Source organism: Dactylosporangium sp. McL0621, from assembly GCF_049995355.1.
Classification (GTDB): domain Bacteria; phylum Actinomycetota; class Actinomycetes; order Mycobacteriales; family Micromonosporaceae; genus Dactylosporangium.
This window is the reverse complement of sequence record NZ_CP188259.1, coordinates 11656689-11681116: the sequence shown is the minus strand read 5'-3', so window position 1 is coordinate 11681116 and position 24428 is coordinate 11656689. Positions and strand designations below refer to the sequence as shown.

The following is a 24428-nucleotide window of genomic DNA, read 5'->3' as shown; positions in this document are numbered from 1 at the left end:
GTGCACAAGGAGGTCGCACATGGGCTTCGGGGTCATGCAGGCGCCGCTGATCGATCTGGCAATTACGTCAGCGCCGAGCTTCGGCGTCCCGACGAGCGGGAGATCAGTGGCCGCCATGCCGGTTCGCGGCAGCCGGAACCAACGGCAACCCGTCACCCCGTCGCAGCCGTCCCACCGGTGCTGCGCGATCGTCGCCGGCACCGCCGGGTCGGGCAAGACGGCGCTGATCAACGCGCTGATCCGGCGCAGCGCCGAACCGCTGGAGGCCGGCGACGCCTGGGTGGTCTTCCGCCACGGCGAACGCCCCGAGGCCTGGGCCTTCGTGCCCGGGCACCGCGAGCCCCGGCCCTTCCCGGACCGCAGCACGATCAAGGGCCCGGTGCGCCCGGCCCGCCGGATCGAGATCGCCCACCCCTCACCCCTGCTCAAGCGGGTCGCCTTGATCGACACGCCCGGGCGCGGGGACCTGGATCCGGCGACCGCCGAGATCTCCCTCGACGCGGCCGCCGACGGCCTCGGCCTGCTCTTCGTGGTCGACGCCGCGGCCCCGCTCGGCCGCGCCGACCTCGACCTGCTCACCGCCGCGGCCGAGCGGCTGGAGCGCATCGCCTTCGTGCTCACCCGCATCGACCAGCACGACGAGTGGCCCGAGATGCTCGCCGCCAACCGGGCGCTGCTCGCCCCGCGCGGCCCCCGGCTGGCCACCGCGCCGTGGTTCCCGGTCTCGCTCGACCCGGCGTCCACGTTCGGCGTCGCCGAGCTGCGCCACCAGCTCGAGGCCTGGGCCGACGAGCGGGCCGCGGCCGGGGCGCGCGTCGGGGGAGTCGCGGCCGCCACGGTCTCGGCCACCGGCGACGCCTGGCAGGAGCACCTGGAGCGGGAGATCCGCACCCGCCGCCTGGCCGCCATCGAGCGGGTCTCGATCGACCTGGCCACCATCCACGTGCGCTGCGTGCAGGAGCTCGGCTCGGGCAAGGGCTGCCCCGAGCTGCCCCGGGTGCTCGACCGGCAGCTGCACGCCCTGTCCGTGCGCAGCACCCGCCAGCTGCACACCGACACCCGCGAGGTGATCGGCGCGGTCTTCGGCGCGCTGCTGGACACCCCGCCGGGCGAGCTCGTGCTGGCCCGCATCGCCGGCGCCGCCCGCCGGGCCGCCGACGGCAACCGCGACGACGGCCGCGAGCGTGACCGGGCGCTGCTGGTGACCACCACCTCCGGCGTCGCCGCGCTCACCGGCGCGGGCGCGCTGGACAGCCTCTCCGCGACCGGCGCGGCCGGCGAAGACCCGGTCCGGGTGCTCTCGCCGCTGGGCATCGGGCTCAACGCGGGGTCGTATGCGATGTGGCAGTCCCGGCACGCGCCGGGCGGCCCACCGAAGCTGCCGGACAAGAAGGACTGCCGCCGCTGGCTCCAGCACGCGCTGCGCGAGATCGAGGTTGAACTCGGCCACGAGCTCAGCGAGCGCTACGCGGAGCTGCGCCAGGCACTGTCGATCATCGCTGGAGACGCGGTCGACCATGGCGTGCTGCTCGCTTGATGGCACCATGTTGGTATGGCGGCGCCGCAGGTCCTACCGATCGAAGAGACCCACGTCGAGGTTGATGAGGTGCCCCAGACCGACCGTCCGTGGGTGACTGTCGTCTGGAACGATCCCGTCAACCTCATGAGCTACGTGACCTGGGTCCTGCAGAAGCTGTTCGGGTACAGCAAGGAGAAGGCCGAACGCCTCATGCTCGACGTGCATACCAAGGGCAAGGCGATCGTGACCAGCGGGGTGCGCGAGAAGATGGAGTACGACGCCTCACGGCTGCAGGCCCACGGGCTCTGGGCGACGGTGGAGCGGTCGTGACCATGTTCGTGCGCGCCGGCACGGTGTGCGTCGCCCGGTTCGGCCCGGGCGAGGCGGCCGTGCTCAACGAGGTCATGCTCGAGGTCATCACCCTGCTCTCCGAGGGCTTCGACCGCACCGACCCGGTGATCGAGCGCCTGTTCCCCGACGTGTACCGCGACGACGCCGCCCTCTCGGCGGAGCTGCGCCGGTACACCGAGGACGATCTGCGCTCGGCGAAACTGGAGCAGGCCGCCCTGCTCCTCGACGCCCTGCCCGTCGAGGGCGGCGAGGTGGCCCTCGACGAGGAGCAGGCCGAGGCCTGGCTGCGAGCGCTCACCGACGTCCGGCTCACCCTGGGCCTGCGCCTGGGCATCGCCGACGACGACGTGGACATCGAGACGGAGCTGGACGAGGCGATCCTCAAGGACCCGACCTCGGCGCGGGTCGCGCAGCTCTCGGTGTACCAGTACCTGACCTACCTGCAGGAATCGCTCGTCGGCGCCCTGATGGGCTGACCGTGAGATGCCCGTCACGGGCGAGGGTCGCCCGGGCTTCGGTAGGCTGTGAGCCGTGCTGACCCTCGACGCCGCGATCCTCGACGCGATCGTCGCGCACGCCCGCCGGGATCACCCCGACGAGGCGTGCGGGATCGTCGCGGGCCCGGCCGGCTCCGACCGTCCGGTGCGGCACGTGCCGATGGAGAACGCGGCCCGGTCCATGACCTTCTACGAGTTCGACTCGAAGGAGCAGCTGCGGCTGTGGCGGGAGATGGACGACGCCGACGAGGAGCCGGTCGTGGTCTACCACTCGCACACCGCCACCGAGGCCTACCCGTCCCGCACGGACGTCTCCTTCGCCGGCGAGCCCAACGCGCACTACCTGCTCGTCTCCACCCGTGATCCGGAGCTGACGGAGGTCCGCTCGTTCCGCATCGTGGACGGAGCCGTCACCGAAGAGCCGGTTCAGGTAGTTAATGCAGTCGTGGATCCGAACGCCGTCCAGAAGTACCTCTTCGGGCAGAGCCCGGCGACCGTCGACTACGAGTGTCAGTCCGGCAGCTGAGGCCGCCCGGTTGCACGAGTACGTCCGCACGTCGTCAAAGGCTCATGCCGTACCAGAGGAGAAGAAATGGCTATCGAGGTCCGTATTCCCACCATCCTGCGCAGCTACACCGGCGGCGCCAAGACCGTCGAGGGCTCCGGGGACACCATCGCCGACCTGCTCACCGACATCGACTCGCGCCACGCGGGCATCAAGGACCGCCTGATCACGGGCGAGGGCGGCCTGCACCGGTTCGTCAACGTGTACATCAACGACGAGGACGTCCGCTTCCTCGGCGCGCTCGACGCGAAGCTCAACGACGGCGACTCGGTGACGATCCTGCCCGCGGTCGCGGGTGGGGCGTTCGCGTTCGCCGCCGCTCACGCCCTGCGCAGCTGATCCCGTGGCGCGCTACGAGTCCCTGCTCGACGCGTGCGGCAACACGCCGCTCGTCGGACTGCCCCGGCTCTCGCCGAGCGCCGACGTGCGGCTCTGGGCCAAGCTCGAGGACCGCAACCCGACGGGGAGCGTCAAGGACCGCGTGGCGCTGTGGATGGTGAAGGCGGCCGAGGAGTCCGGCCGCCTCCGCCCCGGCGACACGATCATCGAGCCGACCAGCGGCAACACCGGCATCGCGCTGGCGATGGTGGCGAAGCTGCGCGGCTACCGGCTGGTGTGCGTGATGCCGGAGAACGTCTCGTCCGAGCGCACCGCCCTGCTGCGGATGTACGGCGCGGAGATCATCACCTCGCCGGCGGCGGGCGGCTCCAACCGCGCCGTCGCCGTGGCGAAGGAGATCGCGGCCGAGCATCCGGACTGGGTGATGCTGTACCAGTACGGCAACGAGGCCAACGCCCGTGCGCACTACGAGACGACCGGCCCGGAGATCCTGCGCGACCTGCCCACCATCACCCACTTCGTGGCCGGCCTGGGCACCACCGGCACGCTCATGGGCGTGGGGCGGTACCTGCGCGAGAAGGTCGAGGACATCGAGATCATCGCGGCCGAGCCCCGCTACGGCGAGCTCGTCTACGGGCTGCGCAACCTCGACGAGGGCTATGTGCCGGAGCTGTACGACGCGTCGGTCCTGACCCGCCGCTTCTCCGTGGGCACCCAGGACTCCGTGCTGCGCACCCGGCAGCTGGTCGAGGTCGAGGGCATGTTCGTGGGCTTCTCCACCGGCGCCGTGCTGCACGCCGCGCTCGCGGTGGCCCACCAGGCGCTCAAGGCCGGCCGGCGGGCCGACGTGGTGTTCCTGGTGGCCGACGGCGGGTGGAAGTACCTCTCGACCGGCGCCCACGGGGGCACCCTGGCCGAGGCCGAGAGCGCCCTCGACGGCCAGCTCTGGGCGTAGACAGACCTACAACCCGGTCACGACCCAGCCGAGCAGCAGGCTCACCGACGCCGCGCCCAGCAGCGCGTAGGGGAGCCTGCGCCGGTGCACGCTCGCGAACGCGGCGATGGTGCACACCAGGCCGAGCAGGCCGATGGTGATGACGACGGGGCCGTACCAGATGCGGTACTGCGCGATCAGGCCCACAAAGGCCCGCAGGGCCACCGCCATGCCCCCCAGGCCGAGCGCGGCCGCCCAGGCGCACACCGCGGCGATCTGCCGGTTGTCCGGGCGCGGGTCGGCCTCGGTGGGCAGGCGGAACGCGTCGGGGAGCTGCCGGCGCAGCCACTTGGCTCGGAACATGTCAACCGACACGGTCGCCTCCTCTGTTACCGCCTCACCGCGTGCAACGAGCGAGATAGTTGACCGTGACGCGACCCTGTCACGTTGGCGACATCCGCCCCCGGATCTTTCGGCCTCGGCTGTCAGTCCGGCGTAGGCTGCGCAGCGTGAATGGGCCAAGCCGGGCCTTATACCGGCGGGTTCGTGGATTGGATCTATCCTCACCCTGACCGTTCCTAGCCACATGCGATCCACAGTTCGTTCGAAGACGGGAGACGGCGGGTTGAGGGCAGCATCATGAGGCTCACGGTTCTCGGCTGCGCCGGCAGCTTCCCGGGGCCGGAGGCGCCCTGCTCCGCCTACCTGGTCGAGGCGGACGGCTTCCGCCTCCTGATGGACTTCGGCCCGGGCTCGATGTCGGCGCTGCAGCGCTACGGCAGCCTCTACGCCGTCGACGCCATCCTGCTGTCGCACCTGCACTGCGACCACATGCTGGACGCCTGCTCGTACGTCGTGGCCCGCCGCTACGCCCCGGCCGGCCCGTTCCCGCCCCTGCCGGTCTACGCGCCCGTGAACGCCCCCGAGCGGATCACCGCGGCCTACGGCGGGGAGAACGAGCCGATGTCGATCGGCGACGTGTACACCTTCTACGCCCTGCAGCCCGGCAGCTTCCCGATCGGGCCGCTGTCGGTGACCGTGGACCGGGTCAACCACCCGATCGAGACGTACGGCGTGCGCCTCGAGCACGACGGCAAGGTGCTGGCGTACTCGGCCGACACCGCCCCGTGCGAGGCGCTGATCCGCCTGGCCCAGGGCGCCGACGCGTTCCTGTGCGAGGCGAGCTACCTCGACGGGGTGGACAACCCGCCCGACCTGCACCTGACCGGCCGGGAGGCGGCCGAGCACGCCACCAAGGCGGGCGTCGGCCGGCTGCTGCTCACGCACCTGGTCCCGGCGTGGGGGAGCGAGGCGCTGACGCTGGAGGCCGCATCGAGCGCCTTCTCTGGCCCGATCGACGTGGTCCGGCCTGGGGCCAGGTACGACATTTAGGACCCCGTTTGCCGTCTGGCCAACAAATGGTGGCCGCATGCATGGACGACGCCCTCATGGTCATGGCATGCGGATCGCGATCGTCACCGAATCGTTCCCGCCCGATGTGAACGGCGTCGCCCACTCCGTCGTCCGGGTCGCCGAACACCTCGTCGCGCGTGGCCACGAGCCGCTCGTGATCGCACCTCAGCCGTCGTCCGCGGCGCGCTCGGTCACCGGCTCGTTCCCGTACCAGATCATCCGCGTGCCCTCCGTCGCGACGCCGGGCTATGGGAGCTTCCGGCTGGGGCTGCCCAGCCGCCGCCTGGCCGCCGCGCTGAAGGCGCACCGCACCGACCTCGTCCACCTGGCCAGCCCGTTCGTGCTCGGCGCCCGCGGCATGACGGTCGCGGCGTCGCTGGGCCTGCCCACGGTGGCCGTCTACCAGACGGACGTCCCCGCCTACGCCCGCCTGTACTACAAGTCGAACCTCGGCGAGCAGGCCGCCTGGCGCTGGCTGCGGCACATCCACAACGCCGCCGACCGGACCCTGGCGCCCTCCACCGCCGCCGCCACGGCCCTGCACAGCCACGCCATCGAGCGCGTCTGGCTCTGGCGCCGCGGCGTCGACGCGGCCCGCTTCGACCCCGGGCACCGCTCCGCGGCCCTGCGCCGCGCGGTGGCCGCCGAGGGGCAGGTGATCGTCGGGTACGTCGGCCGGCTCGCCGTCGAGAAGCGCGTCGACCTCCTCGCGCCGGTCAGCCGCATCCCGGGCGTCCGCGTGGTCGTGGTCGGCGACGGCCCCGCCCGGGCGAGCCTCGAGCGGGCGATGCCCGACGCGGTGTTCCTCGGCGAGCGGCGCGGCGACCAGCTGGCCCGGATCTTCGCCAGCCTCGACCTGTTCGTGCACACCGGGCCGTTCGAGACCTTCGGGCAGACCATCCAGGAGGCCCTCGCGAGCGGGGTGCCCGTGGTCGCGCCGGCCCAGGGCGGCCCGCTGGACCTCGTCGACGACGGCCGCACCGGCTTCCTGGTGCCGCCCGGCGACGCCCCGGCGCTCGTCGCGGCGGTGACCTCGCTGGTGAACGACGACGAGCGGCGCCTGGCGATGGGCGTGGCCGCGCGCGTGGCGGTGGCGTCGCGCACGTGGGCCGCGGTCGGGGACGAGCTGATCAAGCACTACGTCGACGTGCACTCGGGAGGCGTCGCCGCCCGGTCTGTGCCCATCCCGGCATGAGCGGTCCGGAGCGGAGCGGAGGGGCCGCTCATCGGAAATGCAGGGTGCCTTGTGCCTCGCGTCGATGCCGGAGTGCAGCGGAGGCATCGGCGTGAGTGCTCGAATAGTTCGGCTGGCGAACTTCGTCATGCCGCGCTCCGGCGGGTTGCGCACGGCCCTGCACGCCCTCGGGGAGGGGTACCTCGCCGCGGGCCACGAGCCCATCCTCATCGTCCCCGGGGCCGAGTACTCCGACGAGATGACCAGGCAGGGTCGCGTGATCACGATTCCCGGCCCGGTCGTGCCCGGTACCGGCGGGTACCGCGTCCTGCTGGCCCGCCGCCGCCTGGTCAAGCTCCTCGCCGACCTCGCGCCCGACCGGCTCGAGGTCTCCGACCGCTTCACGCTGCGCTGGACCGGCCGCTGGGCCCGCGAGCGCGGCATCCCCGCGGTGATGGTGTCCCACGAGAGCCTCGCCGGCCTGCTCACCTTCGCGGGCCCGCTCGGCAACCCGTGGGCGAACCTGCTCAACGCGCGCAGCTTCCGCTCGTACGACCGCATCGTGTGCACGACCGGCTGGGCCGCCAACGAGTTCCGGCGCATCGGGGCCGGCAACCTCGCGCAGGTGCCGCTCGGCGTCGACCTGGAGCTGTTCAACCCGTCGCGCTACGACGACACGCTGCGCGCCCGCTACGCCCGGCCGGACCAGGTCCTGCTCGTGCACTGCGGCCGGCTCTCGTCCGAGAAGCGGCCCGAGCGCTCTGTCGACGCCCTGGTGGCGCTGCGGAAGCGGGGGGTCGATGCGGTACTCGTGGTGGCCGGCGACGGCCCCCTGCGCGCCCGGCTCCAGGAGCAGGCCCGCGGGCACGAGGTGCACTTCATGGAGTTCGTGGCCGAGCGCACCGCCGTCGCGTCGCTGCTCGCGACCGCCGACGTCGTGATCGCGCCCGGCCCCATCGAGACGTTCGGGCTCGCCGCCCTGGAGGCGCTCGCGTGCGGTACGCCCGTCGTCGTCGACGCGGCATCCGCGCTGCCCGAGGTGATCGGCGCCGCCGGCGTCGCCGTCACGAACGATTTTGCTTCCGGTGTACTGCGGGTGCTCGAACGACCCGCCGCCGCCCGACGCGCCGAGGCGCGCGCCCGGGCGGAGCAGTTCTCCTGGCCGGCCGCGGTCGCCGGCTTCCTCGCGGTACACCACTCGCTGGTCCTGTCGGGGGTGGCTTCGTGACCGTCTTTGCGGCTCTGGGTGATTCGACGACCGCCGGCTTCGGCGACCGGGTCAAGGGGAAGTGGCGCGGCTGGGCGCCGATCTTCGCCTCCGCCCTGGGTGTACGTCTCCACAACTTCTCGCTCAGCGGCGCCCGGGCCGCCGACCTCGAGCGCGACCAGCTCCCGCGCGCGCTCGCGGTGCGCCCGACCCTCGCGGCCGTGCTCATCGGCACCAACGACACGCTGCGGGACCCGTTCGACGGCGTCCGCTTCGCGGGCCACCTCGAGCGCACCGTCGCCGCCCTGCGCGGGGCCGGCTCCGAGGTGCTCACGATCCGCCTGCCCGACCCCGGACGCATGTTCGGCCTGCCCGGCCCGCTGGCCCGCCCGCTCGCCCGCCGCATGACCGAGATCAACGAGGCGGCCGACCGCATTGCCGCACGGTACGACACCATCCATTTCGACGCGGCCGGCAACCCGGACTCGTACGACCGCCGCATGTGGAGTGTCGATCGCCTCCACCCGAGCGAGCGCGGGCACCGCTTCCTGGCCTGCTCGTACTTCGACCTCCTCGACCAGCGCGGCGTCGTCAGGACCCTCCGCACGGACGGCCCGGGCCCCGCCCGCCCGTCGCCCGAGCCGAGCAGCCCGCCGCCGTCGCCGCTGGCCCAGGCCCTGTGGATCTCGACGGCCGGCACCCATTGGGTGATCCGCCGTTCGACCGACCTCCTGCCGGGCCTGTTCCGGCTCGCCTGGTCGGAGTGGCGGCACGGCTCGCCCGCCGCGGATTTGGACATGGTCCCGGGCAAGGTCGCCTGACCTCGTGCGCCGCCCCTTGTCTAGGGTGGTTCTCATGGCTCGACCCGATGGACGCGTCCACGACCAACTTCGTCCCGTATCGATCACCCGCCAGTGGAGCACGCACCCGGAGGGGTCCGTGCTCATCGAGTTCGGCGCCACCCGCGTGCTGTGCACCGCCAGCGTCACGGAGGGCGTGCCCCGCTGGCGCAAGGGCTCCGGCCTGGGCTGGCTGACCGCCGAGTACGCGATGCTCCCGCGCGCCACCACGACCCGCAGCGACCGGGAGAGCGTGAAGGGCAAGATCGGCGGCCGTACCCACGAGATCTCCCGCCTGATCGGCCGCAGCCTGCGCGCCTGCATCGACCTCAAGGCCCTGGGCGAGAACTCGATCGTCCTCGACTGCGACGTCCTCCAGGCCGACGGCGGCACCCGCACCGCCGCCATCACCGGCGCCTACGTGGCCCTCCACGACGCGGTCGGCTGGCTCGCCGCCCAGCGCAAACTGGCCGGCAAGCCCGCGGACGTCCTGCACCGCTCGGTGGCGGCCGTGAGCGTGGGCATCATCGCCGGCGACCCGCGCCTCGACCTCTGCTACGAGGAGGACGTGGTGGCGGACGTGGACATGAACGTCGTCTGCACCGGCGCCGGCGAGTTCGTGGAGGTCCAGGGCACCGGCGAGCAGGGCATCTTCACCCGCGCCGAGCTCGACACCCTGGTCGACCTGGGCGCCCGCGGCTGCGCCGACCTGACCGCGCTGCAGCAGAAGGCCCTGGCCGGATGACGGACCTCCTCCTGGCGACCCGCAACAAGAAGAAGCTCGTGGAGCTCCGCCGGGTCCTGGAGTCCTCGGCGCCGCACATCGAGCTCCTGGGCCTGGACGACGTCGACACCTACCCGGAGGCCCCCGAGACCGGCCTGACGTTCGAGGAGAACGCCCTCCTGAAGGCTCGCGAGGCGGTCCAGTACACCGGCCTGCCCAGCATCGCCGACGACTCGGGCCTGGCGGTGGACGCCCTCAACGGCATGCCCGGCGTGTTCTCGGCCCGCTGGTCCGGCCTGCCGAGCGGCGCCCCGGACCGCGACGGCGCCAACCTGCGCCTGGTCCTGGCCCAGATCGCCGACGTGCCCGACGAGCACCTGGGCGCGGCCTTCGTCTGCTCCGCCGCCCTGGTCCACCCGGACGGCCGCGAACAGGTCTTCCGAGGCGAGATGCGAGGCCACTTGATCCGAGCCCCCCGCGGCGACGGCGGCTTCGGCTACGACCCGATCTTCGTGGCCGACGGCCACACCCGTACGACGGCCGAACTGACCCCGGACGAGAAGGACGCCATCAGCCACCGCGGCAAGGCCTTCCGCGCTCTGGCCGCGGGCCTGTAACACCGCAGCCTTCCGTTTCCAGCTCCCGGCGGCCGCCCAGCACCTAGGGCCGGCCGCCGTTTGCGTCCCCGGCTGGTCTACCCCTCTTCGTCCCGGCCGCCGCTTCGGGTCATCCCGGTCTTCCGCGGCGCGCCGTCCCGGTCTTCCGCGGCGCGCCGTCCCGGTCTTCCGCGGCGCGCCGTCCCGGTCTTCCGCGGCGCGCCGTCCCGGTCTTCCGCGGCGCGCCGTCCCGGTCTTCCGCGGCGCCTTCCCGGCCTTCCCTGACGGCCGGATCAGCGCCGTCGGTCAGGCCAGCGGTCCCGCCACCCGCTCGATCTCCCTCCGGAGGTCCCGCGACCACACCGCGCCTCGAGCCGCCTCCATCACCGGCGCGAGGAACACATCCGGCCCCGGCCGTCCCGCAAACCTCTCCACGATCTCCACCGCGAGCGTCCCCGCCGGCGAGGGCTGCAGCGGCTCCCGGAGCTGAATCCCGCGCACCCCCGAGATCAGTTCGACCGCGAGGATGCTGCACAGGTTGTCCAGCACCGTCCGCAGCTTCCGCGTCGCCGCCCACCCCATCGACACGTGGTCCTCCTGCATGCCCGACGTGGGCAGCGAGTCCACGCTCGCGGGCGCCGCCAGCCGCCGGTTCTCCGCGACGATCCCCGCCGCCGTGTACTGCGCGATCATCAGCCCCGAGTTCACCCCAGCGTCCGGGGCCAGGAACGGCGGCAGGTCCCGCGACCGGGTGACGTCCAGCAGCCGGTCGACCCGCCGCTCGGCGATCGCCCCGACCTCGGCCGCCGCGATCGCGAGGTAGTCGGCCGCGAACCCGAGCGGCGCCCCGTGGAAGTTGCCCGTCGACTCGACCCGCCCGTCGGTGAGCACCACCGGGTTGTCCACGATCGACCGCAGCTCCCGCCCGGCGACCGCCGCCGCGAAGTCCAGCGTGTCCCGCGCCGCCCCGGCCACCTGCGGCGCGCACCGCATCGAGTACGCGTCCTGCACCGCATGCACCAGGTCGTCCCGGTGCGAGTCCATGATCGGCGAGCCCTGCAGCAGCCGGTGGATGTTCGCCGCCGAGGCCGCCTGCCCCGGATGCGGCCGGATCGTGTGCAGCTCCGGCATGAACGGCCGGTCCGACCCGAGCATCGCCTCGATCGACAACGCTGCCGTCACGTCCGCCATCGTGAACAGGTGCCGCGCGTCCTCGATGGCCATGATCAGCATGCCGAGCATGCCGTCGGTGCCGTTGATGAGGGCGAGCCCCTCCTTCGACGACAGCTCGATCGGCGACACTCCCGCGTCGAGCGCACTGATCCGCGTACCGTCCTTCGCCAGCACCCACCCCTCGCCGATCAGCACCAGCGCGCAGTGGGCCAGCGGCGCCAGGTCCCCGGACGCGCCGAGCGACCCGTGCTCGGGCACCCACGGCGTGATGTCCGAGTTCAGCAGCTCCACGAGCGCCTGCGCGACCTCGGGCCGCACCCCGGAGCGCCCCATGGCCAGCGAGCGGATCCGCAGCAGCATCATCGCGCGTACGACCTCCCGCTGCACCGGCGCCCCAACGCCCGCCGCGTGCGACCGGATCAGCGCGTGCTGCAGCTCCGCCCGCCGCTCCGGCGCGATGAACGTGTTCGCCAGCGCCCCGAACCCGGTCGACACCCCGTACACCGGGCGCCCGTCCCGCTCGATCGCGTCCACGATGGACCGGCTCGCGCGCATGGCGTCGAGCGCGTCCGGCGCGAGGGCCACTCGCGCGTTGGCCCGGGCGACCGCGATCAGGTCGTCAGGGCTGATGCCAGAGGCGGTGATGGTGATCAAACCAGCTCCCCATTGAGCACGACGTTATTCATCAGCGGCACCCCGGGCCGATAGGCCAGGTGCACGTAAGAGGGGGCGTCCAGCACGACGAGGTCGCCGCGCGCCCCGTACGTCAGCCGCCCGATGTCTTCCCGGCGCAACGCCGCCGCCCCGCCCCGCGTAGCCGCGAGCACGGCCTCGGCCGGCGTCATCGCCATCTCGCGCACGGCGAGCGCGATGCAGAACGGCATCGACGTGGTGTACGACGACCCCGGGTTGCAGTCCGTCGCCAGCGCCACCGTCGCCCCCGCATCGAGCAGCGCCCGCGCCGGCGGATACGGCGACCGCGTCGAGAACTCCGCCCCCGGCAACAGCGTCGCGACCGTGCCCGACCCGGCGAGCGCCGCGATGTCCGCCGCGGACAGATGCGTGCAGTGATCCGCCGAAGCGGCATTGAGCTCAACCGCCAGCTGTACCCCGGGCCCCGCCGTCAGCTGGTTGGCGTGCACCCGCACCCCCATCCCCGCGTCCGCGCCGACGGTCAGGATCGCCCGCGAATGATCCGCGTCGAACGCCCCCCGCTCGCAGAACACGTCGATCCACCGCGCCCCGGCCCCGCGCGCCGCGCTCAGCATCGGCCCGCACACGAGGCTCACGTAGTCATCCGTCCGATCCGCGTACTCGGCCGGCACCACATGCGCCCCGAGAAACGTCGTCTCGCTGCTGAACTCCCGCGCGATCCGCAGCGACCGAGCCTCATCGGCGACGCTCAGCCCGTACCCGGACTTGATCTCCATCGTCGTCGTACCCTGCCGCAGCGCCTCATTCCGCAGCCGAGCCACGTTGGCCCGCAACTGCTCGTCATCGGCGGCCCGGGTGGCGCCGACGGTCGTCCGGATCCCCCCACCCGTGTACGGCTGCCCCGCCATCCGCGCCGCGAACTCCGCCGCCCGATCGCCGCCGAACACCAGGTGCGAGTGACTGTCCACAAACCCGGGAAGCACCGCCGCCCCGTCGGCGTCGAGCCGCACATCGGCCGCGGGCGCGTCGCCGGCCCGCCCGATCCACTCGACCCGCCGATCGTCAATGACGAGCGCCGCGTTGCGCCGAATCCCGAGCGGCCCCTCACCCCAGTTCGGATCGCCCGTGACGAGCTCCCCGACGTTGGTGACCAGCAACGACCTCATAGCGCCGCCCCGATGCGCCCGCCGTCGTCAACGCCTTCACGCCAAACCCCGACTCCAACGCGACTCTCCCCGAAGGCCGCGTCCCCGCCATTGCCCGCCACATTCCCCGCCACGTCGCCGCTCGGACCGCTACCGGGTTCGTCGCCGATGCCAGCCGCGTCGCCGTTCGCGCCGTTTCCAGACCGCTCGCCGATGCCCGCCGTGTTGCCTGGCCGTCTGTCGCTCGTAGCGTTTCCCGGCCCATTGCCGGCGCGGCCGACCCCGGCATCGTCAGCGCCCGCCACACTTTCCGGCTCATCGCCCCTCGGTGCGTCGCCGTCGGCCGTCGCGCTGCCTGTCTCGCTACCGCGCGCCGCACCCCCTGGCCCACTACTCGGGCCCGGCCGACCTCCACCGCCGGACCGGCCTTCTCGGGCCGGGGCATCTCCGCCAGCCTTCGCGATCTCTGCGAGCGCATTGGTCAGGGCAGCCGCCACATCGGGGACGCCGGCGTGAACCCCGTCGCGCACGACGACCCGCCCGTCGACCACCACGTGCCGCACGTCCGCCGCGGTCGCTGCGAACCCGATCGCCGCCGGGTCGCAGCCCGCCGTCCGGGCCGTGTCGAGCGCCACCGTGACCAGGTCCGCCCGCCCACCGATGGCGATGGAGCCGGCGTGCATCCAGCCGAGCGCCGCGTGCCCGGTCGCCGCGGCCGCGGTGATCAGCTCGGCGCCCGTGAAGTGCCCGCGGTGCTCGGTGTGGAGCCGCTCGTGCATCTCGACGCCGCGCGCCTCCTCGAACAGGTCGATCACGGCGTGGCTGTCGCTGCCCAGGCTCAGCGGGCTGCCCGCGTCGACCAGCGCCCGCGCGTGCCCGATGCCATCGGCGAGATCCCGCTCGGTCGTCGGGCAGAAGCACACCCCGGTGCCGTTGTCCCCGAGCTCCGTCCGGTCCGTGTCCGACAGGTGCGTGGCGTGCACCGCCGTCAACCGCGCGCTGAGCAGCCCGTTGTCGGCCAGCAGCTCCGTCGGTGTCCGGCCGTGAACCGCCAGGCAGGCCTCGTTCTCCGCGCGCTGCTCCGAGAGGTGCACGTGCGTCGGCAGACCGTCGGTGCGCGCCGCGAACGCCGACAGCACCTCGGCCGGCACCGCCCGCACGCTGTGCGCAGCCGCCCCGATCCGCGCATGAGGCCGGGGCCGCAGCCGATCCAGCCGGTTCGACCAGGCATCGATCGACCCGTCCCCGAACCGGAGTTGTACCCCTTCCAAGGCCCGCCCATCGACCCCCGCGGTCAGGTACAGCGTGTCGAGCAGCGTGATCCTGATCCCCGCATCGGCCGCCGCGGCGATGAGCGCCTCGCCCATTGCGTTCGGGTCCGCGTACCTGACTCCGCCCGGCCCGTGATGCAGGTAGTGGAACTCGCCGACGCAGGTGATGCCGGCCAGCGCCATCTCGGCGTACACGGCGACCGCCAGCGCGTGGTACGAGTCCGGGTCGAGCGCGCCCGCCACCGCGTACATCTGCTCGCGCCAGGTCCAGAAGGTGCCCCGGCCCCGCTGGGTGCGCCCCCGCAGCGCCCGGTGGAACGCGTGGGAGTGCGCGTTGGCCAGGCCCGGCAGCGTGAGCCCCGCCAGCCGGACCGCCCCGGCCGCCTCGGGCGCGTCGACCGGCGTCTGGGTCCGCACTGCGACGAACCGCCCACCGGCGATCTCGACGAGCACGTCGTCGGCGACGCCGGACGGCAGCCAGGCGTGTTGGCAGTGGTACCGCGTCATTGACATAGCCGGGCCAAGAGGTCGGTGAGCTTCTCCACCCCGACGGCGCAGTCGGCGTCGGAGGCCGACTCCTGCGGCGCGTGGGAGATGCCGGTCGGGTTCCGCACGAACAGCATGGCCGTGTCGACGTGCGCGGACAGCACGCCCGCGTCGTGCCCGGCGCCGGTCGGCAGCACGGGCGCCTGCAGCTCGAGGGCGGCGAGCCGGCTGACGTCACCGGCGAACCCGACCTCGCCCGTGACCGACTCCGCGGTCATCGTCACGTGCGTGCCGTCGCGCCGTGCCCGTTCCTCGGAGCGATGGTGGATCGACTCGACGAGCTTCTGCAGCGTCTCGCCGTCCGCGGCCCGGGCGTCCAGCCAGGCGGAGGCGCGGGCCGCAATGGCGTTGGTGGCGTTCGGCGCGACGTCGACCCGCCCGACGGTCGCGTGCGCGCCGTGGATCCGGGCGACCTCGTCGGTCGTCAGCACCGTATACGCGAGCGTCAGCATCGGATCGTGCCGGTCCGACATGCGCGTCGTGCCGGCGTGGTTGCCCTCGCCGGTGAAGTCGAACCGGTATCGCCCGTGCGGCCAGATCGCGCTCGCCACGCCGATCGGCGCGTTCAGGTGGTCGAGCGCCCGCCCCTGCTCGACGTGGAGCTCGACGAACGCTCCGATGCGCGCGAGCCGGTCCGGATCGGGCCCGAGCCGGTCCGGGTCGAGCCCGGCCCGCCCGATCGCGTCCGCGAGCCAGGCGCCCTCCCGGTCGCGCAGCCGCAGCGCCTTCGCCGGGTCGAACGCGCCGGTCATCAGCCGTGATCCGAGGCACGGTACCCCGAACCGGGCACCCTCCTCCTCGGTGAACACCGCGACCGCCACCGGCCGCACCGGTTTCACGCCGCGCTCGCGGAGCCGGTCGATGGCCAGCAGCCCGGACACGACGCCCAGGGGCCCGTCGTAGGCCCCGCCGTGCGGAACGGAGTCGAGGTGGCTGCCGGTGACGATGGCGCCCTCCTGCTCCGGCTCGCCCCACCAGGCCCACAGGTTGCCGTTGCGGTCGATCTCCACCTCGAGGTCGCGGTCCAGCGCCTCCTCGATGAACCACTCCCGGCACACCAGGTCGGTGTCGGTCCACGAGTGCCGGACGTACCCGCCGTCCTCACCGGCCCGGCCGACGGGGCTCAGCGACTCCCACAGCGCGGCGAACCGCTCGGCGCTCATCATGCCCGCTCACCGGCCTCTGCGCCGTCGGCCGGCGCCTCCCGCATCGGCACCCGCAGCCCGTTCGCCCCGGCCACCTCCGCCGCGTCCTCGTACCCGGCGTCCACGTGTCGCAGCACGCCCATCGCCGGGTCGTTGCTCAGGACCCGAGCCAGCTTCTGCGCCGCCAGCGCGGTGCCGTCGGCGACCGACACCTGCCCGGCGTGGATCGACCGTCCGATCCCGACGCCGCCGCCGTGGTGGATCGACACCCACGAGGCGCCCGACGCCGTGTTGACCAGCGCGTTGAGCAGCGGCCAGTCCGCGATCGCGTCGGATCCGTCGCGCATCGCCTCAGTCTCGCGGTACGGCGAGGCGACTGATCCGGTGTCGAGGTGGTCGCGCCCGATCACGAGTGGCGCCTCCAGGGTGCCGTCGGCGACCATCTCGTTGAACCGCAGCCCGGCCCGGTCGCGCTCGCCCTGCCCGAGCCAGCAGATCCGCGCCGGCAACCCCTGGAACGCGACCCGCTCCCGGGCCATCGTGATCCAGCGGTGCAGCGACGCATTCTCCGGGAAGAGGTCGAGGATCGCCCGGTCGGTGGCGGCGATGTCGGCGGGGTTGCCCGACAGCGCGGCCCACCGGAAGGGGCCCTTGCCCTCACAGAAGAGCGGGCGGATGTACGCCGGGACAAAGCCCGGGAACGCGAACGCCCGGTCGAATCCGCCCAGCTGGGCCTCGCCCCGGATCGAGTTGCCGTAGTCGAACACCTCGGCGCCGCGGTCCAGGAAGCCGACCATCGCCTCCACGTGCCGGGCCATCGATTCGCGGGCCCGCTCCGTGAACTCCTCGGGCTTCTTCGCCGCGTAGTCGGTCGCGTCCTCGGGAGCGACACCGCTCGGCACGTAGGACAGCGGGTCGTGCGCCGAGGTCTGGTCGGTCACGATGTCGGCCGCGACGCCCATCCGCAGCAGCTCGGGCAGCAGCAGCGCGGCGTTGCCCGCGACCCCGACCGACAGCGGCCTGCGCGCCGTCTGCGCCTCGACGGCGAGCCGAACCCCGTCCTCCAGCGAGTCGGCGACGACGTCGAGGTAGCGGGTGGCGACCCGCCGCTCCAGCCGGGCCCGGTCGACGTCGATGATCAGGCAGACGCCGCCGTTCATGGTGACCGCGAGCGGCTGCGCGCCGCCCATCCCGCCGCACCCCGCGGTGATCGTGAGCGTGCCGGCCAGCGACCCCCCGAACCGCTTCTCGGCCACCGCCGCGAACGTCTCGTAGGTGCCCTGCAGGATGCCCTGCGTGCCGATGTAGATCCACGACCCGGCGGTCATCTGCCCGTACATCGTCAGGCCGAGCGCCTCCAGCCGCCGGAACTCCGGCCAGTTGGCCCAGTCGCCGACCAGGTTGGAGTTGGCGATCAGCACCCGGGGCGCCCACTCGTGCGTCTGCAGCACCCCGATGGGGCGGCCGGACTGCACCAGCATCGTCTCGTCCGGTCCGAGGGTCGTCAGGGTGCGAACCAGTGCGCGGTAGGACGGCCAGTCGCGTGCGGCCTTGCCCGTACCGCCGTACACCACCAGGTCCTGCGGACGTTCCGCGACGTCAGGGTCGAGGTTGTTCATGAGCATGCGCAGGGCGGCCTCCTGTTGCCAACCTCGCGCCGTCAACTGGGTGCCCCGAGGGGCACGGACTGTTTCCATGATTCTCCTCGGTTAGGGCAGGAATACCTGACGGGTGGCGGCGGAGCGCTCGAACGCCTCGAGCCGCTCCTGAGTTTCGGCCGGTGCCGAGTCGCACATCGCCTGGAGCAGGATCGTCACCATGGCCATCGGCGCGGTGTGCATGTCGAACACGAGCCGGGAGCCGACCGGCGCGGGCAGCACCACGTCGGACTCGGCGGCCGCCGGGCTGACCGGCGAGTCCGTCACGGTGACGACACGAAGCCCAGCGGCCCGCGCCTCGCGTAGCGCGTCGACCGCCTCGCGTGGATATCGGGGCAGCACAAACGCCAGCATCGCAACTGCACCGGCCGCGCGTGCCTGTTCCAGGCGATCCGCGAGCAGGCTGCCCTGCTCGTGCACCAACCGTACGTCCGGATGAACCTTGGCCGCGAAGTAGGCGAAGGCGCCCGCGAGGGCCGCGGCCGCGCGGAGCCCGAGAACCGGCAGCGGCCGGCTCGCCATCAGCAACCGGCCCGCCTCGGTCAGCGGCCCGGGGTCCTTGAGAGTGTCGGAGAGCCGTTGGAGGTTGGCGATCTCGTCACCGAGCGCCTGCTCGAACTGGCTGACCGGGGCGGTCTCATCCGGGTCGTCCACTGTGGACGGGCCGTGCCGGTAGCCGTCGATGGTCACGCGCAATTCGTCGCGCAGTGCTGGATAGCCCTCGAACCCCAGCGCCGTCGCAAAGCGGGTCACCGACGGCTGGCTGACGCCCGCGAGGGTCGCCAGGTCGCCGCTGGAGAGGTAACCGGCCTGCCCGGCGTGCTCGACCAGGATGCGCGCGATGCGCCGCTGGACGGGCGTGAGTCGCTGTCCATCGAAGAGGTCGAGTATCCGCTGGCGTGGTGTTGAGGCCATGGGCTGACTGTAAGTCGACTTTCAGAGTTGCGTCAAGTGCATGGGATCATTCAGAATGTTGGCGGGAAGGGGGACGTCCATGCGACTCTCAGAACGTGCGCCTGAGCTACCTAGCTACCTACCCGATCAAGAGCTGTTACCGCGTCGAGGCAGGCATCGCGGAGGTGGAGCCCTGGGGTCTTGCGGGCGATCGCCGGTGGATCGTCGTCGACGAGACGGCCAAGCTGATCACCCAGCGGGAGTTGCCGGCGTTGGGTCGGGTGCGGCCGCGGTACAACGACCGGGGCCTGGTGCTCGAGGCAGAGGGCGCGGCGCCGATCGAGGTTCCGTACCCGTCGGCCGAGACGACCGACATCAGGCACTTCCACCAGTGGATCGCCGCGACGTCCGCGGGGGACGTCGCGAACCACTGGGTGTCGCAGGTGATCGGGCGGCCGGCGCGCCTGTTCCACCTCGACGATCCGACCCGGCGGGCGGTGGACGCCGGGTACGGCACCCCGGACGATCGCGTCAGCTTCGCCGACGGCTTTCCGCTGCTGCTGGCCAACGAGTCCTCGCTGCACGCGGTCAACGACTGGCTGGTCGAGGACGGCGACGAGCCGATCACGATGACCCGGTTCCGGCCCAACGTCGTCGTCTCCGGCGCCCCGGCCTGGGCGGAGGACGACTGGATCGGCCGCCGGATCGTCATCGGCGATGTCGCCTTCCGTGTGCCGAAGTCGTGCGACCGATGCGTGCTGACCACCATCGACCCCGAGACGGGTGAGAAGGGCAAGCAGCCGCTGCGAATACTGGCCAAGCACCGGCGGTTCCCGGGCGGCCTGATGTTCGGCGCCAACCTCATCCCGGATGTACGGGGCAAGATCGCGGTTGGCGACGAGGTCACCGTCGCCTGAGGACACTGGGCGCGAGCGGTGGTCAGGTGTCGGCCGGTCGGTCGGGTCGGGCAGGTCGGGCGGCACGGGCCTATGAGGGTGCCGGGCGCGAGCGGTGGTCGGGCGCCGATCGGTCGGGTCGGGCAGGACGGGCAGCACAGGCCTACGGGGATTCTGGCGCGAGTGCCGGCCGGGTGGTCGGGCCAGTCGGGTCGTTGACGCGTTCGAGCGCGAGTGATGGCAGCGACGGTCGGGCCGCGTAGGTCCTTGACGAACTTCGGCGCGAGCGATGGCAGGCGGCGGGGCCGCGGAGGTCTTTGACGAACTTCGGCGCGAGCGATGGCAGGCGGCGGGGCCGCGGAGGTCTTTGACGAACTCGGTTTGAGCGATGGCGGCCGAGGCCGTGCAGGTCTCTGGGGGAGATGAGCGGCTGCGCGTCGTGGGTGTGTTCAATCAACTTCGACGGTAGCGGTCGCGGCGCGCCGGACATTCGTGCGGTGGCGGGGCCGGCGGGGTCTGCCGGTCAGGAGTGCCCGGTGCGGGATTCGGACAGTAGCTACGAGAGCACGTCAGGTGGCGAGGCGAAAGTGGCATAACGCGTCCCGGGGTGCTGCTGGCGGGACATGATCAAGGCGTGACGCCCGTGCGGGTGCGGCCCCATCTTGCCGAGATCCTCGAGCGCACGCAGCACGTCGTCGTGACGTTCAGCGTGCTCGGGAACCTGCTACCCGAGCCGGAAGCGGTGGCGCGGCTGGTCGGCGAGATGCTCGAGGAGACCGGGCGTCGGGCGTCGGTCCTGCAGGGCGTGAGCGACAACCCGTTCGACATGTTGGCCGAGGCGTACGAGGTGTCGGAGGAGGTGGGGCGCCGGGCCGAGCAGTTGATTCACGACGCGGAGGTGGACGCGGCGGACTGGGTGCCCGTGACCGCTAAATCGGCCGAGCTGCTCGAGGCGTGCCGGGCGACCGGGCGGTCCGTCGCCGTGTACGCGCCGCACAGTGAGTCGGCGGTTGGGCGGTACCTGCATCGGCTCGGGCTGCGCAGCCTCGTCGGGCCGGCGTTGGGGCGCGGGTTCGCGATGCGTAACCGGCGGTCCGGACGCTGGCGCCGGTGTTCGCGATGCGTAACCGGCGGTCCGGACGCTGGCGCCGGTGTTCGCGGCGATCGGGGTCCGCGCGCAGGACACGGCGGTGGTGTGCGCGACGTTCTCGGCGATGTCGGCCACGCAGCGGGCGGGGGCGCATGCGATCGGGGGGGAGCGGATTCGTGAGCCGCGGAAGGTGTTGCACGGCGGGGAAGGGCGGAATGCGGTGGTGCGGTCCTTGATGGCGCTGGCCGGGGCCGTCCAGGAGTGTGGACCGCCGCCCGAGGTGTGGTGACGGCATCCGGGGATCGTCGGGGGAGAGATATTGAGGTCTGTCGTTGGCGTCGGCCGGCTGGAGTCGGACTAGGGCAAGATCGCTGGCCAAAACACATCGGTAATGTGAGCGAAACGGTTCCTGCCTAGGCTCCCTCCATGGCGGACATCTTCGATGAGTACTCGATGTCCGGGGGCATGTTCGAAGCTTGGGACGAGATGTTCGAACGCCCCGGACTGCCGCGGTCCCCCTATCGTTCGCTGTTCGCCGCGCTTCAGCCGTTGGCCCCGGCCGACCTGCGGTTTCGGGCTGATCAGCTGGCTCGGGTCTTCACTGATCGCGGGGTCACCTTTGCGTACGCGGGGGAGGAGCGGCCCTTCCCGCTCGACCTGATTCCGCGCATTCTCGACGCTGCCGAGTGGGACCTGCTGACCGCCGGGGTGCGGCAGAGGGTCAGGGCGCTCGAGGCTTTCCTGGCCGACATCTACGGGGCCGGACGGGTGTTCACCGATGGAGTGGTACCGCGGAAACTGATCACCAGCAGCGCGCACTTTCACCGGCAGGCGTACGGGATCGAGCCGCCCAACGGGGTGCGCGTGCACATCAGCGGCGTGGACCTGGTGCGGGACGAGCAGGGGCGTTTCCGCGTGCTGGAGGACAATCTGCGGATTCCGTCCGGGGTGTCGTACGTCATCGAGAACCGGCGCGCGCTCGCGCACACGATGCCGGCGCTGTTCGCCGATGCTCGGGTGCGGCCCGTCGACGACTACCCGGCGCGGCTGCTCGCGGCGCTGCGGGCCGCCGCGCCCGAAGGGGTCGACGATCCGACCGTCGTCGTGCTGACGCCGGGGGTGTACAACGCCGCGTACTTCGAGCATGCGCTGCTCGCGCGGCTCATGGGCGTCGAGCTCGTCGAGGGGCGTGACCTGGTGTGCAGCGGCAACCGGATCCGGATGCGCACGACGCAGGGGGAGCGGCCGGTGCACGTCGTGTACCGCCGGGTCGACGACGACTTCATCGACCCGCTGCACTTCCGGCCCGACTCGGTCATCGGCTGCCCGGGGATCGTCAACGCCGCGCGGGCCGGGCAGGTCACGCTGGCCAACGCCGTGGGCAACGGGGTCGCCGACGACAAGCTGGTGTACACGTACGTGCCGGACCTGATCCGCTACTACCTGTCGGAGGAGCCGCTGATCGACAACGTGGAGACGTACCGGCTGGACGACCGCGAGCCCGAAGTGCTCCACGACGTGCTCGACCGGCTCGACCAGCTCGTGCTGAAGCCGGTCGACGGGGCCGGGGGCAAGGGCATCGTGATCGGCCCGCAGGCCTCCGCGGAGACCCTGGCCACGCTGCGCCGGACGGTCGAGCGGGACCCCCGGGGCTGGATCGCCCAGCGGCCGGTCGCGCTGTCCACGTCGCCGACGCTGCTCGGCGACCGGGTCGCGCCGCGCCACATCGACCTGCGCCCGTTCGCGGTCAACGACGGCAACGAGATCTGGCTGCTGCCCGGCGGCCTGACCCGCGTCGCGCTGCCCGAGGGCGCGCTGGTGGTCAACTCCAGCCAGGGCGGCGGCTCCAAGGACACCTGGGTGCTGGCGAATCCGGGCGATCCCGCGCCGGCGCCGCGGGCCCAGGCCGGGGCCGAGCGCGACAGCGGCGCCGTCCGGGCCGAGAGCGGCCCGCGGGACAGCGGCCCGGCGGCCGCGCAGTTGGCCGGACAGCAGCAGTAGGGAGGAGGGCTGATGCTCAGTCGTATCGCGGAGTCGCTGTTCTGGATCGGCCGGTACGTCGAGCGCGCCGACGACACCGCGCGCATCCTCGACGCGTTCCTCGGCCGGCTGCTCGAGGACCTGTGGGCCGACGAGGACGCGGCCTGCCGCACGCTCATGTCGATCCTCGGCGCGCCCGCCCCGCAGGACCGCCGGCTCACCACCGGCGATGTGCTGGAGCTGCTCGCCTTCGACGCCGAGGACCCCAGCGCGATCTCCGGTGCGATCGTGGCCGCCCGCGACAACGCGCGGGGTGTACGCGAGACGATCTCCAGCGAGATGTGGGAGTGCCTCAACGTCACGTGGCACACGCTCGCGTCGCGGCGGGGTGCGGCCGAGCGGCTCGGGCCGACGGTGTTCCTGAGTTACGTACGCGAGCGGTCGGCCGTTCTCGCGGGCCTCGCCGAGTCGACGATGAGCCGCGACGACGGCTGGCGGTTCCTGGTGCTCGGGCGCAGCCTGGAACGGGTCGACATGACCGCGCGGCTGCTGTCGATCCAGACCAACACGCCCGACGAGGTGACCGGGTGGCGCACGGTGCTGCGCTCCTGCGGTGCCGACGAGGCGTTCCTGCGCACGCACGGCGGCACGTTCGACCCGCAGCGGGTCACCGAGTTCCTGCTTCTGGACCGTCTGTTTCCGCGATCCGCCCTGCATGCCCTGGGTACCGCCGAGCAATGCCTTATCGATCTTGCGCCCACGATCGAGCGCGCCGGCGTGACCGACGCCGCGCGCCGGCCCATCGGGCAGATCCGGACGCGGCTGGAGTACGCCGACACGACCACGCTGCTGGCCGAGCTCCCGCAGCACCTGCGCGCGCTGCAGCTGACCTGCGCGACGGCGAGCGCGGCGATCACCGCCCGGTACTTCCCGCAGTCCACGCCCGTCACGTGGGGCACCGTCGCTTGGGGTGGATCATGAACTGGCGCCTGAAGATCCGCCACGTCACCGGCTACAAGTACGCCGGGCCGGTCTCGGCCTCGTACAACGAGGCCCGGCTCACGCCGCTGACCCTGCCGTGGCAGACGACCCTGTTCAGCCAGGTCGAGGTCACGCCCGGCGCGACCACGTACCGGTACCACGACTACTGGGCGACCCAGGTCACCGCGTTCGACCTGCACCGCCCGCACCAGCAGCTGCGCGTCGTCTCCAGCAGCCTGGTCGAGGTGTCGCCGCCCCCGGCGCCGGCCGTCCGTCTCGGCTGGGCCGAGCTCGGCACCGGCGCGGTGCACGACGCCTACGCCGAGTTCCTCGCGCACTCCCGGCTCACGACGGTCGCCCCGGAGCTCGTCGCCGACGTCTGGTCCGCCGTCGCCGGGTCCCCCGCGGAAGCGGCCGAGGCCCTGTGTCATTGGGTTCGCAATGAGGTGGCGTACGTCCCCGGCTCGACCGGCGTGCAGACCAGCGCCCAGGAGACGTGGGACCTGCGCAAGGGGGTCTGCCAGGACATCGCGCACCTGACCGTGGGGCTGCTGCGGGCGAAGGGCATTCCCGCGCGGTACGTCTCCGGGTACCTGCACCCCAAGGTCGAGGCCGAGGTCGGCGAGACGGTCGCCGGGCAGAGCCACGCCTGGGTCGAATGGTGGGCCGGGGAGTGGACCGGGTTCGATCCCACCAACGGGGTGCCGGTCGGTCCGCGGCACGTGGTGGTCGCCCGCGGCCGGGACTACGACGACGTGCCGCCGCTGCGTGGGGTGTACCACGGGGCGCCGAGCAAGCACCTGGGCGTCACGGTGGAGATCACGCGACTGGCTTGAG

Annotated in this window: 23 protein-coding genes and 1 pseudogene; 17 read left to right on the top strand and 7 right to left on the bottom strand. The window is 72.4% G+C overall.

Going from position 1 to position 24428, the window contains the following annotated elements:
- Positions 1 to 19: 19 nt before the first annotated feature.
- The 6 genes from ACPPVO_RS55400 to ACPPVO_RS55375 all read left to right on the top strand — a co-directional run bounded on the left by ACPPVO_RS55400 (position 20) and on the right by ACPPVO_RS55375 (position 4226).
- Positions 20 to 1537, top strand: a complete 1518-nt coding sequence (locus ACPPVO_RS55400) for a hypothetical protein (protein WP_426507659.1) — start codon at positions 20 to 22, stop codon at positions 1535 to 1537.
- Positions 1538 to 1552: 15 nt separating this feature from the next.
- Positions 1553 to 1849 (top strand): ATP-dependent Clp protease adapter ClpS, encoded by a 297-nt coding sequence (clpS, locus tag ACPPVO_RS55395; RefSeq protein WP_360378173.1) that lies wholly within the window; start codon positions 1553 to 1555, stop codon positions 1847 to 1849.
- A gap of 2 nt (positions 1850 to 1851) precedes the next feature.
- Positions 1852 to 2346 carry a DUF2017 domain-containing protein gene (locus ACPPVO_RS55390; protein WP_426514880.1) on the top strand — a complete coding sequence of 165 codons (495 nt, stop codon included), beginning with the start codon at positions 1852 to 1854 and terminating at the stop codon, positions 2344 to 2346.
- A gap of 55 nt (positions 2347 to 2401) precedes the next feature.
- Positions 2402 to 2893 (top strand): M67 family metallopeptidase, encoded by a 492-nt coding sequence (locus ACPPVO_RS55385; RefSeq protein ID WP_360378170.1) that lies wholly within the window; start codon positions 2402 to 2404, stop codon positions 2891 to 2893.
- Positions 2894 to 2959: 66 nt separating this feature from the next.
- The gene (locus ACPPVO_RS55380; RefSeq protein WP_426507658.1) at positions 2960 to 3271 is read left to right on the top strand and encodes a MoaD family protein; all 312 of its coding nucleotides are present in this window, start codon (positions 2960 to 2962) and stop codon (positions 3269 to 3271) included.
- A 4-nt stretch (positions 3272 to 3275) separates the two neighbouring features.
- Positions 3276 to 4226, top strand: coding sequence for a PLP-dependent cysteine synthase family protein (locus tag ACPPVO_RS55375; protein WP_426507656.1), 951 nt, complete (start codon positions 3276 to 3278; stop codon positions 4224 to 4226).
- Between the two features lie 6 nt (positions 4227 to 4232).
- Here ACPPVO_RS55375 and ACPPVO_RS55370 read toward each other — a convergent pair whose 3' ends face one another.
- Positions 4233 to 4580, bottom strand: coding sequence for a hypothetical protein (locus tag ACPPVO_RS55370; RefSeq protein ID WP_426507654.1), 348 nt, complete (start codon positions 4578 to 4580; stop codon positions 4233 to 4235).
- 264 nt (positions 4581 to 4844) lie between these two features.
- Between ACPPVO_RS55370 and ACPPVO_RS55365 the strand changes: the two genes are divergently transcribed.
- From ACPPVO_RS55365 to rdgB, 6 genes are all read left to right on the top strand, one after another.
- Entirely contained in the window at positions 4845 to 5597 is a 753-nt protein-coding gene (locus tag ACPPVO_RS55365; RefSeq protein WP_426507652.1) for an MBL fold metallo-hydrolase, read from the top strand.
- A gap of 67 nt (positions 5598 to 5664) precedes the next feature.
- Positions 5665 to 6813, top strand: coding sequence for a glycosyltransferase family 4 protein (locus tag ACPPVO_RS55360; RefSeq protein ID WP_426507650.1), 1149 nt, complete (start codon positions 5665 to 5667; stop codon positions 6811 to 6813).
- Between the two features lie 64 nt (positions 6814 to 6877).
- Complete coding sequence (locus ACPPVO_RS55355; RefSeq protein ID WP_426507648.1) at positions 6878 to 8020, top strand: glycosyltransferase; 1143 nt, start codon at positions 6878 to 6880, stop codon at positions 8018 to 8020.
- Positions 8017 to 8820: an SGNH/GDSL hydrolase family protein gene (locus ACPPVO_RS55350; RefSeq protein WP_426507646.1), complete on the top strand. Its 804-nt coding sequence runs from the start codon at positions 8017 to 8019 to the stop codon at positions 8818 to 8820. Before ACPPVO_RS55355 ends, ACPPVO_RS55350 begins: the two co-directional genes overlap by 4 nt.
- A gap of 34 nt (positions 8821 to 8854) precedes the next feature.
- Complete coding sequence (rph, locus tag ACPPVO_RS55345; protein ID WP_360378149.1) at positions 8855 to 9583, top strand: ribonuclease PH; 729 nt, start codon at positions 8855 to 8857, stop codon at positions 9581 to 9583.
- Positions 9580 to 10179, top strand: coding sequence for an RdgB/HAM1 family non-canonical purine NTP pyrophosphatase (gene rdgB, locus ACPPVO_RS55340; RefSeq protein ID WP_426507644.1), 600 nt, complete (start codon positions 9580 to 9582; stop codon positions 10177 to 10179). Before rph ends, rdgB begins: the two co-directional genes overlap by 4 nt.
- Before the next feature lie 285 nt (positions 10180 to 10464).
- Here rdgB and hutH read toward each other — a convergent pair whose 3' ends face one another.
- The 6 genes and pseudogenes from hutH to ACPPVO_RS55310 all read right to left on the bottom strand — a co-directional run bounded on the left by hutH (position 10465) and on the right by ACPPVO_RS55310 (position 18665).
- Positions 10465 to 11985: a histidine ammonia-lyase gene (hutH, locus tag ACPPVO_RS55335; protein WP_426507642.1), complete on the bottom strand. Its 1521-nt coding sequence runs from the start codon at positions 11983 to 11985 to the stop codon at positions 10465 to 10467.
- A complete protein-coding gene (hutI, locus tag ACPPVO_RS55330) occupies positions 11982 to 13151 on the bottom strand; it encodes an imidazolonepropionase (protein WP_426507641.1) in 1170 nt (389 codons plus the stop codon). Before hutI ends, hutH begins: the two co-directional genes overlap by 4 nt.
- Before the next feature lie 431 nt (positions 13152 to 13582).
- A pseudogene (locus ACPPVO_RS55325) lies at positions 13583 to 14908 on the bottom strand (formimidoylglutamate deiminase); the annotation flags it as partial.
- Positions 14905 to 16110 (bottom strand): allantoate amidohydrolase, encoded by a 1206-nt coding sequence (locus ACPPVO_RS55320; protein ID WP_426514879.1) that lies wholly within the window; start codon positions 16108 to 16110, stop codon positions 14905 to 14907. The pseudogene ACPPVO_RS55325 and the gene ACPPVO_RS55320, both read right to left, overlap by 4 nt.
- Complete coding sequence (hutU, locus tag ACPPVO_RS55315) at positions 16110 to 17789, bottom strand: urocanate hydratase (protein WP_426507640.1); 1680 nt, start codon at positions 17787 to 17789, stop codon at positions 16110 to 16112. Before hutU ends, ACPPVO_RS55320 begins: the two co-directional genes overlap by 1 nt.
- A gap of 12 nt (positions 17790 to 17801) precedes the next feature.
- Positions 17802 to 18665, bottom strand: a complete 864-nt coding sequence (locus ACPPVO_RS55310) for a MurR/RpiR family transcriptional regulator (RefSeq protein ID WP_426507638.1) — start codon at positions 18663 to 18665, stop codon at positions 17802 to 17804.
- A gap of 95 nt (positions 18666 to 18760) precedes the next feature.
- Between ACPPVO_RS55310 and ACPPVO_RS55305 the strand changes: the two genes are divergently transcribed.
- The 5 genes from ACPPVO_RS55305 (at position 18761) to ACPPVO_RS55285 (ending at position 24427) form a co-directional block, all read left to right on the top strand.
- Positions 18761 to 19561 carry an MOSC domain-containing protein gene (locus tag ACPPVO_RS55305; RefSeq protein ID WP_426507636.1) on the top strand — a complete coding sequence of 267 codons (801 nt, stop codon included), beginning with the start codon at positions 18761 to 18763 and terminating at the stop codon, positions 19559 to 19561.
- Positions 19562 to 20174: 613 nt separating this feature from the next.
- Positions 20175 to 20810, top strand: coding sequence for a hypothetical protein (locus ACPPVO_RS55300; RefSeq protein WP_426507634.1), 636 nt, complete (start codon positions 20175 to 20177; stop codon positions 20808 to 20810).
- A 246-nt stretch (positions 20811 to 21056) separates the two neighbouring features.
- Complete coding sequence (locus tag ACPPVO_RS55295; protein ID WP_426507632.1) at positions 21057 to 22631, top strand: circularly permuted type 2 ATP-grasp protein; 1575 nt, start codon at positions 21057 to 21059, stop codon at positions 22629 to 22631.
- Between the two features lie 12 nt (positions 22632 to 22643).
- Entirely contained in the window at positions 22644 to 23591 is a 948-nt protein-coding gene (locus ACPPVO_RS55290) for an alpha-E domain-containing protein (protein ID WP_426507631.1), read from the top strand.
- Positions 23588 to 24427 carry a transglutaminase family protein gene (locus tag ACPPVO_RS55285; RefSeq protein WP_426507630.1) on the top strand — a complete coding sequence of 280 codons (840 nt, stop codon included), beginning with the start codon at positions 23588 to 23590 and terminating at the stop codon, positions 24425 to 24427. The genes ACPPVO_RS55290 and ACPPVO_RS55285 overlap by 4 nt, the downstream gene beginning before the upstream one ends.
- Position 24428 lies beyond the last annotated feature (1 nt).

Bases quoted from the DNA above. Each gene is read 5' to 3' on its own strand.
- hutI (WP_426507641.1), bottom strand. From the start codon at position 13,151: ATGAGGTCGTTGCTGGTCACCAACGTCGGGGAGCTCGTCACGGGCGAT.
- ACPPVO_RS55310 (WP_426507638.1), bottom strand. From the start codon at position 18,665: ATGGCCTCAACACCACGCCAGCGGATACTCGACCTCTTCGATGGACAG.
- ACPPVO_RS55295 (WP_426507632.1), top strand. From the start codon at position 21,057: ATGGCGGACATCTTCGATGAGTACTCGATGTCCGGGGGCATGTTCGAA.
- ACPPVO_RS55360 (WP_426507650.1), top strand. From the start codon at position 5,665: ATGCGGATCGCGATCGTCACCGAATCGTTCCCGCCCGATGTGAACGGC.
- clpS (WP_360378173.1), top strand. From the start codon at position 1,553: ATGGCGGCGCCGCAGGTCCTACCGATCGAAGAGACCCACGTCGAGGTT.
- rph (WP_360378149.1), top strand. From the start codon at position 8,855: ATGGCTCGACCCGATGGACGCGTCCACGACCAACTTCGTCCCGTATCG.
- ACPPVO_RS55285 (WP_426507630.1), top strand. From the start codon at position 23,588: ATGAACTGGCGCCTGAAGATCCGCCACGTCACCGGCTACAAGTACGCC.
- ACPPVO_RS55365 (WP_426507652.1), top strand. From the start codon at position 4,845: ATGAGGCTCACGGTTCTCGGCTGCGCCGGCAGCTTCCCGGGGCCGGAG.
- ACPPVO_RS55380 (WP_426507658.1), top strand. From the start codon at position 2,960: ATGGCTATCGAGGTCCGTATTCCCACCATCCTGCGCAGCTACACCGGC.
- ACPPVO_RS55320 (WP_426514879.1), bottom strand. From the start codon at position 16,110: ATGAGCGCCGAGCGGTTCGCCGCGCTGTGGGAGTCGCTGAGCCCCGTC.
- ACPPVO_RS55355 (WP_426507648.1), top strand. From the start codon at position 6,878: ATGCCGGAGTGCAGCGGAGGCATCGGCGTGAGTGCTCGAATAGTTCGG.
- ACPPVO_RS55290 (WP_426507631.1), top strand. From the start codon at position 22,644: ATGCTCAGTCGTATCGCGGAGTCGCTGTTCTGGATCGGCCGGTACGTC.
- rdgB (WP_426507644.1), top strand. From the start codon at position 9,580: ATGACGGACCTCCTCCTGGCGACCCGCAACAAGAAGAAGCTCGTGGAG.
- hutU (WP_426507640.1), bottom strand. From the start codon at position 17,789: ATGGAAACAGTCCGTGCCCCTCGGGGCACCCAGTTGACGGCGCGAGGT.
- ACPPVO_RS55400 (WP_426507659.1), top strand. From the start codon at position 20: ATGGGCTTCGGGGTCATGCAGGCGCCGCTGATCGATCTGGCAATTACG.
- ACPPVO_RS55390 (WP_426514880.1), top strand. From the start codon at position 1,852: ATGTTCGTGCGCGCCGGCACGGTGTGCGTCGCCCGGTTCGGCCCGGGC.